22 protein-coding genes are annotated in these 10,067 nt (G+C 60.1%); 18 read left to right on the top strand and 4 right to left on the bottom strand.

Translation table 11 applies throughout. The features are described from left to right. Positions 1-13 precede the first annotated feature (13 nt). The 4 genes from BLX42_RS22630 to BLX42_RS22645 form a co-directional block, all read right to left on the bottom strand. Positions 14-790, bottom strand: a complete 777-nt coding sequence (locus BLX42_RS22630; RefSeq protein WP_103462659.1) for a DUF1828 domain-containing protein — start codon at positions 788-790, stop codon at positions 14-16. Beyond that, a complete protein-coding gene (locus tag BLX42_RS22635; protein WP_161872685.1) occupies positions 787-1,305 on the bottom strand; it encodes a hypothetical protein in 519 nt (172 codons plus the stop codon). Before BLX42_RS22635 ends, BLX42_RS22630 begins: the two co-directional genes overlap by 4 nt. A 119-nt stretch (positions 1,306-1,424) precedes the next feature. After that, a complete protein-coding gene (locus BLX42_RS22640) occupies positions 1,425-1,658 on the bottom strand; it encodes a hypothetical protein (RefSeq protein WP_161872686.1) in 234 nt (77 codons plus the stop codon). A gap of 2 nt (positions 1,659-1,660) precedes the next feature. After that, positions 1,661-2,467 (bottom strand): XRE family transcriptional regulator, encoded by an 807-nt coding sequence (locus BLX42_RS22645; protein WP_161872687.1) that lies wholly within the window; start codon positions 2,465-2,467, stop codon positions 1,661-1,663. A 103-nt stretch (positions 2,468-2,570) separates the two neighbouring features. On the opposite strand from BLX42_RS22645, the gene BLX42_RS22650 reads away from it, so the two are divergent. The 18 genes from BLX42_RS22650 (at position 2,571) to BLX42_RS22730 (ending at position 9,782) form a co-directional block, all read left to right on the top strand. Next, on the top strand, positions 2,571-2,786 hold the full coding sequence (locus tag BLX42_RS22650; protein WP_119687398.1) for a helix-turn-helix transcriptional regulator: 216 nt from the start codon (positions 2,571-2,573) through the stop codon (positions 2,784-2,786). A gap of 32 nt (positions 2,787-2,818) precedes the next feature. Further along, complete coding sequence (locus BLX42_RS22655) at positions 2,819-3,007, top strand: hypothetical protein (protein WP_119687397.1); 189 nt, start codon at positions 2,819-2,821, stop codon at positions 3,005-3,007. A gap of 18 nt (positions 3,008-3,025) precedes the next feature. Further along, entirely contained in the window at positions 3,026-3,205 is a 180-nt protein-coding gene (locus BLX42_RS22660; protein ID WP_119687396.1) for a hypothetical protein, read from the top strand. Between the two features lie 61 nt (positions 3,206-3,266). Then, positions 3,267-3,473 (top strand): hypothetical protein, encoded by a 207-nt coding sequence (locus tag BLX42_RS22665; RefSeq protein WP_027907143.1) that lies wholly within the window; start codon positions 3,267-3,269, stop codon positions 3,471-3,473. A 20-nt stretch (positions 3,474-3,493) separates the two neighbouring features. After that, positions 3,494-3,703, top strand: coding sequence for a hypothetical protein (locus BLX42_RS22670; RefSeq protein WP_161872688.1), 210 nt, complete (start codon positions 3,494-3,496; stop codon positions 3,701-3,703). 127 nt (positions 3,704-3,830) lie between these two features. Next, entirely contained in the window at positions 3,831-4,616 is a 786-nt protein-coding gene (locus tag BLX42_RS22675; protein WP_161872718.1) for a KilA-N domain-containing protein, read from the top strand. 2 nt (positions 4,617-4,618) lie between these two features. Beyond that, positions 4,619-4,969, top strand: a complete 351-nt coding sequence (locus BLX42_RS22680; protein ID WP_161872689.1) for a hypothetical protein — start codon at positions 4,619-4,621, stop codon at positions 4,967-4,969. After that, positions 4,966-5,388: a hypothetical protein gene (locus BLX42_RS22685; protein ID WP_161872690.1), complete on the top strand. Its 423-nt coding sequence runs from the start codon at positions 4,966-4,968 to the stop codon at positions 5,386-5,388. The genes BLX42_RS22680 and BLX42_RS22685 overlap by 4 nt, the downstream gene beginning before the upstream one ends. Continuing rightward, positions 5,385-6,164, top strand: coding sequence for a helix-turn-helix domain-containing protein (locus BLX42_RS22690; protein ID WP_161872691.1), 780 nt, complete (start codon positions 5,385-5,387; stop codon positions 6,162-6,164). Before BLX42_RS22685 ends, BLX42_RS22690 begins: the two co-directional genes overlap by 4 nt. Next, on the top strand, positions 6,161-6,922 hold the full coding sequence (locus tag BLX42_RS22695) for a replication protein P (RefSeq protein WP_161872692.1): 762 nt from the start codon (positions 6,161-6,163) through the stop codon (positions 6,920-6,922). Before BLX42_RS22690 ends, BLX42_RS22695 begins: the two co-directional genes overlap by 4 nt. After that, positions 6,919-7,428, top strand: a complete 510-nt coding sequence (locus BLX42_RS22700) for a hypothetical protein (RefSeq protein ID WP_161872693.1) — start codon at positions 6,919-6,921, stop codon at positions 7,426-7,428. The genes BLX42_RS22695 and BLX42_RS22700 overlap by 4 nt, the downstream gene beginning before the upstream one ends. Then, positions 7,428-7,679 carry a hypothetical protein gene (locus BLX42_RS22705; protein WP_161872694.1) on the top strand — a complete coding sequence of 84 codons (252 nt, stop codon included), beginning with the start codon at positions 7,428-7,430 and terminating at the stop codon, positions 7,677-7,679. Before BLX42_RS22700 ends, BLX42_RS22705 begins: the two co-directional genes overlap by 1 nt. Then, positions 7,676-7,873, top strand: a complete 198-nt coding sequence (locus BLX42_RS22710; RefSeq protein WP_161872695.1) for a hypothetical protein — start codon at positions 7,676-7,678, stop codon at positions 7,871-7,873. Before BLX42_RS22705 ends, BLX42_RS22710 begins: the two co-directional genes overlap by 4 nt. 11 nt (positions 7,874-7,884) lie before the next feature. Further along, positions 7,885-8,286 (top strand): recombination protein NinB, encoded by a 402-nt coding sequence (locus BLX42_RS22715; protein WP_371926713.1) that lies wholly within the window; start codon positions 7,885-7,887, stop codon positions 8,284-8,286. Then, a complete protein-coding gene (locus BLX42_RS22720) occupies positions 8,286-8,588 on the top strand; it encodes a nuclease domain-containing protein (protein ID WP_060709503.1) in 303 nt (100 codons plus the stop codon). Before BLX42_RS22715 ends, BLX42_RS22720 begins: the two co-directional genes overlap by 1 nt. Continuing rightward, on the top strand, positions 8,585-8,944 hold the full coding sequence (locus BLX42_RS22725; RefSeq protein WP_161872697.1) for an endodeoxyribonuclease RusA: 360 nt from the start codon (positions 8,585-8,587) through the stop codon (positions 8,942-8,944). The genes BLX42_RS22720 and BLX42_RS22725 overlap by 4 nt, the downstream gene beginning before the upstream one ends. Beyond that, complete coding sequence (locus tag BLX42_RS26615) at positions 8,941-9,087, top strand: hypothetical protein (RefSeq protein WP_019751348.1); 147 nt, start codon at positions 8,941-8,943, stop codon at positions 9,085-9,087. The genes BLX42_RS22725 and BLX42_RS26615 overlap by 4 nt, the downstream gene beginning before the upstream one ends. Next, positions 9,084-9,782, top strand: a complete 699-nt coding sequence (locus tag BLX42_RS22730) for a hypothetical protein (RefSeq protein WP_161872698.1) — start codon at positions 9,084-9,086, stop codon at positions 9,780-9,782. Before BLX42_RS26615 ends, BLX42_RS22730 begins: the two co-directional genes overlap by 4 nt. The last annotated feature ends 285 nt before the right edge of the window (positions 9,783-10,067 follow it).

Below are 10,067 nucleotides of genomic sequence, written 5' to 3' on the forward strand. Positions count from 1 at the left end.
GGCCAAGCATTATTCAGGCTCTAATGCGATGCTCAACCTTCATGCGGATGGCGTCTGTATCCTGGATGTTGGCAACCACGTCATTGGCAGCATTGATCAGGCGGCGCCTATCCAGCTTTGGAATATCTTCGATGTTCGAGCAGATGACCATCGAGTCGAAGTCCTTTCTGGCTGCCTGAAGGTGCTGAAGGATGATGGTGGTGAGCATGGCCTTCTCTTTGGTGTTGACCCCAAAGAGGTAGAGCGGTCGACGCTGGGTGTGAATGTAGTAATCGACGGGGTATGAGTCGCCATTGGGAACGCCCGGAACGACATAGCCGCGCTCAACCTGCTCTGGCGGAAGCATCGACTCGATAACTGAGGCCAGGTCTTCATAGAAGGTCGACTCAATACGGTTACGTGTCCAGAGGCCGATATCCTCTACGCGAGTGATACCCTGGCCGAGCGTGAATAGGCCGCGGGGAATTGCATCGCTCGGCACTTCCAGATAAAGCTCGCCGTCGTCCTCGGCAAGGCCGCCTTCCTTTAGGATGGTTTCAAACAGCTTTCCGCGCGCCCCGGTAAATAGCTTGGAGAGGTCATTCTCGTAGCTGAGACGCATCATGGTGGTGCCCATGTCGGAGATTCTCCACCCGGCAGAGATAGGCTGCAGATAAGCGGTGAAACCATCGCCGTCGCGACCTGTCATGGGTAGATTAACCCGAGCAAAACCGTCACCCAAGGTCACCCTCACGTCCTGGCAGAACGTGCTGCAAAGTTGTTTCTGGAGGGCTTGCTGATCGATGTTCATTGCAGGTCTAAGTTCAGCTGGTCGTCGTATGCTTCGTCATTATCGTCTTCAGGCTGCTGATTGGCGAGGCGTATTCCGGAAATCTTGCAATCATAGACGATTGCCCTGAACGCCCCGTCAAGATCGGTGTAACGATCCGTGCTCTCGGCATAGTGCTCTGATTTTCGACCGGCGGCCATGTATCGCTCGGTCGCTCGGTGAATGTGACAATGGTTGTCCGCGCGAGTGCTGTCGAGTGGATTGTAATGAGGGTGGTCGCTACCGTTGTAGCGCGCCAGGGTAACCTTATCGCCGCCTGCATGCAGGTAAAGCAGACCACAGGAGAACGACTCCTTGATGCGCTCGTTCTGCCGAAGGTAAAGGGTGAACCGTAGCTTGCCATCCTCCGACTCAAGATCGTAGTTTCTCTGCCGTGAGCCTCTCTGTGTTTTCCATCGCGCATTTGGCGAAATGGCTTTTTTGGACGTGCCGAGTAAGCGCTCTATCTGCTCGTCCGTAAGGATAATATCGCCCATCAGTGCTCCGAAATTCTTGTTCAGGCGCTCCGGCGCCGGATTCCCAAATTAAAGTACGAGCCTCAGGCCATGAGTACCTTGATCGGGACAGACTGTGCACAAATGCCAGCCCATCGTCACTACTTTGCCCTTGTCAATTGACCGGCCTTCACCTCATCCCCATACCCCACCAACCGATCCTCCCCAGCCTGCATCACCTGGCAGATCCTGATCACTGCCTGGGCGTCATGCTCGTTTCCGGCCAGGCTCAGTCGTTCAGCAATCCGCATCAGCTCGACCGCCGACCATTTCAGGTCAGAGGCCAGGCCCTGGAGGTCGCGGCGGAGTTCTTGGTTGGGCTTAGTCAGGGGCATGGCTATACCAGATGAGCATTCCAGACCAGCAATACCCTGGCCTGAATATAAGTATCTTCCCGGCGGATCATCCGGTCCTTGTGCTTCGGGTTGTCAGAGATCATCTCGAAGTACTCTTCGTCCGCGATCTGTAGTCGCTTGATGTACTCGTGACCGCCCCATGAGAAGTAGTAGATCCCGTCGCCGGCAAAATCGCGGATGCTGACATCGACGATCAATGGGTCGCGGTTCTTGATGGTGGGCGCCATGGACTGGCCCCAGCCGGTGACGAGCTTCAGGTGGTAGTGCTCCTTGAACTCAACGCCCAGTTCGCGCAGGTGCTTGGGGCTGACGCGCACGTCTTGGAGCATTTCCGGAAAATCATGCGTCACCTCACCGCCGCCCATGGCTCCGCGCACGTCGTAGTGGGCGATCCAGACCTCATCGCCAACGAGGCCTGGCCGCTGGAATTCGGCGGCAATCACATTCGTAGGAGTCGGTTCTTCGGCAGCCGCAAGTAGCCTCTTACGGGCCTCCTCAGGGATACCTTTGCCGCTCTTGGCGAGCATCTGTTTGACCAGGTCGGCAGTGCTTCTCGGCTTAGTGCTTGAGGGCTCTAGGGGTGGAGAGTCCAGCAGCAGCTCGGACTGGTCCACGCCCAGTGCGGAAGCAATGGAGGCAATGTCGGCCAGCGTGGGCTCCCGCGTACCGGCTTCATAGTTCCCAACGCGCGACTGCGACTTCCAGCCGCAGGCATCTGCGAGCTGCGCTTGTGACATCCCGGTCGCTTTTCTCAAGCGCTTAATGCGCTGACTCAGTGATTCATTCATGCGCGGGATTTCATCACGAAACGAAATACCCGGCTTTCACTTATTGTGTTTGCAATTAACACGATGCGTGTTTATCCTTCGATAATCAATGGAGGAAGACCGTATGAACCAAGTCCGAACGATTCGCGAAAGGGCTGGCGTTACCCAGGCAGCGCTGCGACGTCAGCTCGGCTGGAATCAGTCCCGCCTGGCCAACTACGAATCAGGCCTGAGAAATCCAGGCCTCCAAGAGGCGCGCCTCATCGTGGAAGCGCTGAATGTCCTTGGCGCCAACTGCGCCCTCGACGATGCATTTCCGCCTGAGCAAGTCGCTGCCTAACCAATTTCATAGCCGCAAGGAGCCACCCAAGCATGTACGCCAACCCCAAGCACCTGCATGACCGCGAGATCAAGGTCCGGGTCGATGAGGACACGTTTGAACTGATCCAGGCGCTGGCGAAATTTCATCGCACTCAGCGCGCTGTGCTCTGCCGTGAGCTGCTGGAAGCTCAGCTGGCCGCCCTGTCTTCGGAGAATACCGGCGATCAGCACGTGGCCTGAAGGCCCGTAGGAGGCCCCATGCCGATTGAAGAAATCGGATTGGATCAGGGACTGATGGAACAGCTTGAGCGGGAAGCGGAAAGAAGGGGCGTCAGCCCCGAAGCCCTCGCAGCCGAGTTGATCCGTCGAGAACTGGCCAGCCGAACCAAGCCCCGTAATCCACGGGGACCTGTAACGCCGTTCCATCGCAGGGCCTGAACCGGCCCTGACACGTAACTGATAAGCCCGAACGATTTACCCAGCGCGCAGGGGACACCCGATGGCCTACGACGACAAAGCTCACCGCCACGACCACCAGGTCAAGGTTCGCTTGGATGACGAGGACTTCAACGAGCTGAAGGGGTATGCCCTGGAGCTCAAGGCTCAGCACAGCGTGCTGGCCCGGGAAATCATCCTGGCCGCGCTGGCGTTCAAGAAAGAGCACGGCCACTTGCCGCTGATCAACGAGAAGAAGGCCAGGGCCTGAATAGGTCCAGGGGAGGACGAATGTCGCCTGCAAACGAAGCAGTACAGCACGACGTGAAGGTCGAGCAGTTCCGCTGTTCCGACTTCCAGGAGCTGGAAGCCTGGGCGGATGAGGCCGGCCTTACCCCCGACGAACTTGCATCGCAGATCGTCGGCATGGCCACCCGCTTCCTCTCGATGAGGGGCAAGCCCAAGAGCAACAACGTGGTGCCGTTCGCGGCGCGGAGGTAACCGTCCGATCCCTAATTAGGGACCCGGGCGCCAGTCCCTCATAAGGGACGCCAAATCGCAGAGACAAAAAAGCCGGGTTCGCGGCCCGGCTCTCTGCAATACAAAACTCTGTAGGGGAATTATGCATATGCAGACCCAAAGTGTACAGGCCCTCAACCGGCCCGCGCCACAAAATGCGAACCACGATTTCGTGGCGCGCAGCATGTCACTCACCCTTGGAGGGGTGAAGATCAAGCAGGATATTGAGGGCCGTTACTGCCTCAATGACCTTCACAAGGCAGCCGTGGCCGATGGAGCGAACAAGCGCACCAAAGAACCAGGCAAGTTCATGGCCACGGAATCCTTCGCCGAAATGGTGGCTGAGTTAACTACCCAAAATCCGGGTAGTTTGCCGGTCGTGACTATTGAGGGTCGCAATGGCGGCACCTATGTCGTCAAGGAGCTTATCTACGCCTACGCCATGTGGGTGAATGCCAAGTTCCACCTGCACGTAATCCGTACCTTCGATGCCGTAGTTGTCGGGCACATCCAGTTGGTGGAAGGGCGTCAGGCCCGTGAGCGAGCGCGCCTTGAGGCTCCGGCTCTGACCGAGGCCATCAAGCACGGTCGCCTGTCTGTCGGCAAGGACGTTAAACACTACCACTTCAGCAACGAGTTCGACCTGATCAACCGCATCGCGCTGGGCATGCCGTCGAAGGCATACCGGGCGGCGCACTGCATCAGCCCAACTGACTCGATCCGTGACCACCTTACTCCGTGCGAAATCCGCTGCATCGAGCACCTTCAGCGCGTGAATGCCTCCCTGATTGACGTGGGCATGGACTTCGAGTCGCGCAAGAAGAAGCTGAGCCAGATCTACATCCAGCGTCACAGTCGTGCACTGCTGTCCGAAATCAAGCGCCTGGAGTTCTGAGCATGCCCACCATGACCTATCAGCAACTGGTAGAGCGGGCGGCCATGACGGCCCTTGATCTGCATAAGGCTTCGACCGCAACCAAGGCCCTCAAGGCTGAGCTGCGCTCGATGTACGACACCTACTTCCAGGCACATGGCCGGCCGGAGGGGAAATTCGATCCAGATAACGACGCCTTCCTGCCGGTGATGATGTTCACCAACTCCCAATACGACCGCGTCCAGGCGGCGAAGAAGGCCGAGTACAACGCAAGGCGCCGCCATGAGCGGGCTATAGCGTCCCTCGCCGCTGCATGTGAATGCGCCGGGGACGGCCTGCACACCCACGACAAGGCCGTGCGGGGTGCAGCATGAGCCCTGAATTCCACACCGAATCGCACCGGATTGCGCGTAAGCGTCACACCTGCACGGAGTGCCGTGGCTACATCGAGCCAGGCGACCGCTACGAGTACGTTTCAGGCCTCTGGGAAGGCGACGTGTCGACCTACAAGACCTGCGTCCACTGCGAAGCTGCTCGTGATTTCTACGTCAACGATCTCAATTCGACCGATTTCCGGGAGAGTGAGTGGGGCGCCTTCTGCTACGGCGATGTCTGCTGCGATCTGCAAGAGGCTGCGAACGACATGCCATCAGGTTCCGGTCTGAAGTGTAGGGCTTACCGGCATGTCGTGGGCATGCGCCGGCGTGGCAACGCTGCACGCGAGGAACGGAATGCCGCGCTCATGCTCGTCTGCCAGCAGCGGGATGCTGCCCCCTTGGAGCGTGCCCAGTGAGCGTCCAATCCATGTCCTGGGCCTTGGAGCAGCGCGACATCGTGGACGCCACTGCGCGCTACGTGCTGCTGGTCCTGGCCAACTATGCCGACAAGAACGGGCGAGGAGCTTTTCCGTCCTCCGCCAGCATCAGCGATGACACCGGCCTATCCATCCGCACGGTGAAGTACAAGCTCGACCACCTGCTGGAGATCGGGGTGATTCGCCTTGGGAATCAGGCCATTGCCGGTGCCTACATCGACCGTCACGACCGCCGCCCAACCGTCTATGACCTGTGCGTAGAACGGGGTGCAACAGCTGCACCCGGTTCTGAACGGGGTGCAAATTACGACACAACGGGGTGCAGCTCACGACAGAACGGGGTGCAAACCACGACAGAACGGGGTGCAGGAGCTGCACCCAATCCATCAATTAACCATCAATTAACCATCAAAGAACCGAAGGCCTCTGTCGCTGACGCTCCAGCTGGCGCGAAGAAGGCTCCGAAGTTCGACCCATTGACCTGCAAACCGGCCAACGTTAGCGACTCAATTTGGGCCGACTGGTGCCAGCACCGCAAGGAGATCGGCAAGCGCCTGACCAAGACCACCTGTGACCGCCAAGCCAAGACCCTGGCTGGCCATCACGCACCCGACGCCGTGATCAACCAGTCCATCAGCAATGGCTGGACCGGCCTGTTCCCGGAGAAGGTGCTGCCGGGGGCTCAGCAGGGCCAGCGCCGCAACGGTCCCGACTTCAACGACACCAGCTGGGCTGATGACCTGGGGGCCTTATGACCGCACAACCGAAACTGCGCAGCGTGACGCAGATCATGGCCACGGCCAGCAACCTGCCAGCCGAGGCGCACACCCCGGCCAAGCAGCTGGACCCAAGCACCACCGAAGTGGTCAACGCCCTGTTCAAGGAGCTGCAGGCCATCTTCCCAGCGTGGAAGCAGGCCTGGCCAGACGATGACGCGCTGAAGGCCGCCAAGCGCAGCTGGATCAAGTCCTTCGTCGCCGCGGGCATCAACACGCTCGAGCAGATCCGCTTCGGCATCCAGAAGTGCCGGGTGCTGGGTACCGATTTCGCCCCGAGCAGCGGCAAGTTCATAAAGCTGTGCCAGCCGAACCCGGAAGAGATGGGCATCCCGCCACTTGCGCGGGCCCTGGCAGAAGCGCTGGAGAACTTCCACCCCAGCAGGGCAGGTGCACGCCACTGGACGCACGCAGCGGTGCGCCACGCGGCCCTGCAGTGCGAGGCGCAGAACCTGGGGTCGATGGAGGTGGAGCGAGCCGAGAAGGTGTTCGCCCGGGCCTACGACATCACCATCCGCATGCTGGTGGCTGGCGAGCCCCTGGGCGACATCGCCACCGGCATCGGCCACGACAGCCAGAAGAGCCTGATCGAGCTAGCCGACGAGTATGCAAGCCAGCGCCAGGCCCGCCTGCTGGACCTTCAGCAGATCCCGTCGAGCGCCGCCGCGTGCCGTGCACACCTGCTGGCCAAGTTGAACATCAAGCGCGCCGGGCAGCCGGCCGGGGAGGGGGTGTGAGTCCGGCCAAGAAAGAAAGCCTCATGCAGGGCCAGACCGGCGTGGCCAAGAAGGTCTACGAGTGCGTGCCGATGAATGAGCCGTGGACCTCTGCCCAGGTCATGACCGCCATGCGCAACCTGACCGGCAGCACCCCGGATAACCGGATCGTCTCGGGCTGCCTGATCAGCCTAGTGGATTCGGGCCTCATCAAGAAATCGGGGCGCGACCAGTTCCAGCGCATCCCCGTAGACATCAAGCAGAAGACTCAGGAGCCAGTGATGGCCAAAGCACAGCCGAAACTTGAAGTAGTTGCCGATCAGAAAGCCCCGGGCACTCCGCTGGAGATGCTGAGCGAGCTGGCTGGGGAAATCGCTGGCATGGCCAGCAACCTGAAGCGCCTGGCGTCCCGGGTGGAGGATGTTGCCTTGGCCATCGAGCAGGAGCGCGAGTCCAGTGCGAAGTCGATGGAGAAGTACCGCCAGCTCAAGACTCTGCTGCAGAGCCTGCAAGGGGAGGAGGCGTGATGGACACCAACAAGATGCGCGAGCAGTTCGAGGCCGCATACACGGCCTACTGCGAGAAGTTTGGGTGGAAGACGTACACGGCCTTCCACATGCTCAGCGAGGTTTATGTCAAGGAGTCCACCGAGCTTGCTTGGCAGATGTGGCAGGCCAGCCGTGAGGCTGTATTGGTTGAGCTCCAGGCAGAGATCGATGATTACGTTCGGGAGCGTCGCGAAGCCATCGAGGCCCAAGGCCTGAAGGTGGCGCCATGATCTTCACCCTAGAGATCGACGGAAATCTCAAGAAGTGCTTGGTGCGTGAGCCCTATTGCTCGCAGCTGAGCCAGTGGAATGCGATGCGAGCGCTGCAGAAGCCAGGTAGCGAAGGCTTCGATTTCGCCAAGGATGCGCTCCGACAAGTTGCGCGCGAGTGTGTTGAGGCCGGTGCCTACGAGGTGCGCGAATGACCGACTTCGTAATGCACAGCATGGCAGACGCCAATCGTCTCTTCGGCATCCTGCAGGCCCAGGACTTCACCCGGCCCAAGAAGATCGTGATCAAGGATCAAGACCGCAGCGGTGAGCAGAACAAGAAACTGCACGCCTGCCTGTCCGATATCGCCAAGCAGGTCGAGCACGCCGGCAAGAAGTGGGACGTCCTGATCTGGAAGCGCCTCCTGACGGCCGCCTGGCTGCGTGAGAGCGGCGAACAGCCTCAACTGATACCAGCGGTCGACGGCAACGGCTTCGACGTCGTTTACGAACGCACAAGCCAGCTGAGCGTGAAGCAGTGCGCGAGCCTGCTGGAGTGGATTCAGGCGTTTGGGGCTGAGCACCAGGTTCGCTGGAGCCAGAAGGATCTATGGGAGGGGCGGGACTGATGCGTGTTGTATCCAAGAAAGTGCGCGAGAGCGCCCGTGGCCAGGACTGCACAGTCCGCATCCCCGGCACCTGCAATTTCAACCCGGAGACTACCGTGCTAGCCCACCTGCCATGCGGGCAGAAGGGCATGGGTATGAAGGGCTTCGACACCGTGGCGGTCTACGCCTGCAGCGCCTGTCACGACGTGCTCGATGGTCGGGGGAAGGGCGAGGTGGACTGGTCCGACATGCCTCGGGCAATCGCTGAGACTCATGAGGCCCTGATTCGGGCCGGCATTCTGACCGTGAAGGGGGCCGCATGACGGAGCTGACACTACCGTGGCCGCCGGCCGTATGCAGCCCGAACGCCCGTGTGCACTGGACTAGGAAGAGCAAGGCGGCCAAGTCGTACCGGGCAGAATGCCACCTGCTGGCGAAGCAGGCCGGCATCAAGGCGCCCAAGGGAGAATCGCTGCTCATCCTCGAGTTCGTTCCGCCAGATCGCCGCCGCCGTGACGACGACAACCTTCTGGCGATGTTCAAGGCGGGCCGTGACGGCCTGGCAGATGCCCTGGGCATCGACGACAACCTGTTCGCCACCCAGATCAGGGTGAGCAAGGAAACTATCAAGGGCGGCGCTGTGCGCGTCCGCATCCAGGCACAGGAGCAGGCAGCATGACACCAGCATGGGGATTCCTGATTTTGGCCACCCTCATGGTGGTGGGTGGTGTGGCGCTGTCGTGGGCTGGGGCAGTGCGCCGCAAGCGAAGCTACGAAGAATTCATCGTGAGAAAGGCCAAGCGGGCAGGGGGTGGGCAATGAACTATCAGAACGTGGTATCGGCAGTGGTTCGCGCCCTGGCGGCTGAGACGATCAACAGCGCGGGCGGATGCAATGTGGAGCCGCGGGTGCAGACCAGCAAGCTCAAGGGCGAGATCTCAGGAAAGGATGCCGCCCTCCTGGCTGATTCCATCGTGCACAAGCTGCTGCACGCCCAGCTCAGCCCGCGACACTGGAACGCCTTGGTGGCCAAGTACAGCACCCACCGTGGGCGCAAGATCGATTCCATCGGTCGCCTGGTGGCTGTGGTGCCTACCCCGGCGCCGAAGCGGTTCACTCAGCAGGCCGTGCTGGTCTGGGGCGTGCCGGAGCAGAAGAAGGGGGTACAGCGTGTTGCGACCCATGCCAAGCCGGTCAAGCCACAGGAATGCGCCCAGGACTGCGGCTGCAAGGAGGGCTGCAAGCTGGAGTGGCGCAATCGGGCGGCTCGGCAGGCAGTGGATCGAGCCAATAGCCACGCCAGGGCTGTAGCTGAGCAGCGATCTGGCGAAATGATCGTGCTCGCCGAATCGAACTATGACATGACCAACTGGGATTCCCAGGGCCTGACCGAGCGCACCTACCAGCGCTGGAACAAGGCCATCAAGGATTCCCTTGAGTCGATGGTCAACGAAGCACTTGTGGAGGCGCAGCACATGCTTGAGGCGGTTGGAGTGCTTTCCGGCGAGGCTGCATGAAAAGGCCCTCAAAAGGGCTTGCAACATCATGTCGCCATGTCGTAAATTTGCTCCATCCTGTCATTCCTGCGCGTGTTGAGGAGTGACCACAAAAAGCCCGGCCATTGAGCTGGGCTTTTTTGTGCGCGCCAACCTGGCATTGCAGCCGCATAAATCAGGTGCGCTACCTATAACCGGACTATTCTTCAGCTACAGGTTCCATGTTAGGAACCCTAACGGCTCTCTACGGTCACTCTCCGAGTCGTAGGGGGTTGCGATCAGGCTTTTAGTGGTCGCCCAGCAGAC

It is taken from the genome of Pseudomonas sp. SG-MS2 (genome assembly GCF_009933855.1).
GTDB lineage: Bacteria > Pseudomonadota > Gammaproteobacteria > Pseudomonadales > Pseudomonadaceae > Aquipseudomonas > Aquipseudomonas putida_E.

What these genes read in the sequence shown, in the direction of transcription:
- BLX42_RS22630 (WP_103462659.1), bottom strand. Translation starts at nt 790, where the DNA reads ATGAACATCGATCAGCAAGCCCTCCAGAAACAACTTTGCAGCACGTTC.
- BLX42_RS22635 (WP_161872685.1), bottom strand. Translation starts at nt 1,305, where the DNA reads ATGGGCGATATTATCCTTACGGACGAGCAGATAGAGCGCTTACTCGGC.
- BLX42_RS22640 (WP_161872686.1), bottom strand. Translation starts at nt 1,658, where the DNA reads ATGCCCCTGACTAAGCCCAACCAAGAACTCCGCCGCGACCTCCAGGGC.
- BLX42_RS22645 (WP_161872687.1), bottom strand. Translation starts at nt 2,467, where the DNA reads ATGAATGAATCACTGAGTCAGCGCATTAAGCGCTTGAGAAAAGCGACC.
- BLX42_RS22650 (WP_119687398.1), top strand. Translation starts at nt 2,571, where the DNA reads ATGAACCAAGTCCGAACGATTCGCGAAAGGGCTGGCGTTACCCAGGCA.
- BLX42_RS22655 (WP_119687397.1), top strand. Translation starts at nt 2,819, where the DNA reads ATGTACGCCAACCCCAAGCACCTGCATGACCGCGAGATCAAGGTCCGG.
- BLX42_RS22660 (WP_119687396.1), top strand. Translation starts at nt 3,026, where the DNA reads ATGCCGATTGAAGAAATCGGATTGGATCAGGGACTGATGGAACAGCTT.
- BLX42_RS22665 (WP_027907143.1), top strand. Translation starts at nt 3,267, where the DNA reads ATGGCCTACGACGACAAAGCTCACCGCCACGACCACCAGGTCAAGGTT.
- BLX42_RS22670 (WP_161872688.1), top strand. Translation starts at nt 3,494, where the DNA reads ATGTCGCCTGCAAACGAAGCAGTACAGCACGACGTGAAGGTCGAGCAG.
- BLX42_RS22675 (WP_161872718.1), top strand. Translation starts at nt 3,831, where the DNA reads ATGCAGACCCAAAGTGTACAGGCCCTCAACCGGCCCGCGCCACAAAAT.
- BLX42_RS22680 (WP_161872689.1), top strand. Translation starts at nt 4,619, where the DNA reads ATGCCCACCATGACCTATCAGCAACTGGTAGAGCGGGCGGCCATGACG.
- BLX42_RS22685 (WP_161872690.1), top strand. Translation starts at nt 4,966, where the DNA reads ATGAGCCCTGAATTCCACACCGAATCGCACCGGATTGCGCGTAAGCGT.
- BLX42_RS22695 (WP_161872692.1), top strand. Translation starts at nt 6,161, where the DNA reads ATGACCGCACAACCGAAACTGCGCAGCGTGACGCAGATCATGGCCACG.
- BLX42_RS22705 (WP_161872694.1), top strand. Translation starts at nt 7,428, where the DNA reads ATGGACACCAACAAGATGCGCGAGCAGTTCGAGGCCGCATACACGGCC.
- BLX42_RS22710 (WP_161872695.1), top strand. Translation starts at nt 7,676, where the DNA reads ATGATCTTCACCCTAGAGATCGACGGAAATCTCAAGAAGTGCTTGGTG.
- BLX42_RS22715 (WP_371926713.1), top strand. Translation starts at nt 7,885, where the DNA reads ATGCACAGCATGGCAGACGCCAATCGTCTCTTCGGCATCCTGCAGGCC.
- BLX42_RS22720 (WP_060709503.1), top strand. Translation starts at nt 8,286, where the DNA reads ATGCGTGTTGTATCCAAGAAAGTGCGCGAGAGCGCCCGTGGCCAGGAC.
- BLX42_RS22725 (WP_161872697.1), top strand. Translation starts at nt 8,585, where the DNA reads ATGACGGAGCTGACACTACCGTGGCCGCCGGCCGTATGCAGCCCGAAC.
- BLX42_RS26615 (WP_019751348.1), top strand. Translation starts at nt 8,941, where the DNA reads ATGACACCAGCATGGGGATTCCTGATTTTGGCCACCCTCATGGTGGTG.
- BLX42_RS22730 (WP_161872698.1), top strand. Translation starts at nt 9,084, where the DNA reads ATGAACTATCAGAACGTGGTATCGGCAGTGGTTCGCGCCCTGGCGGCT.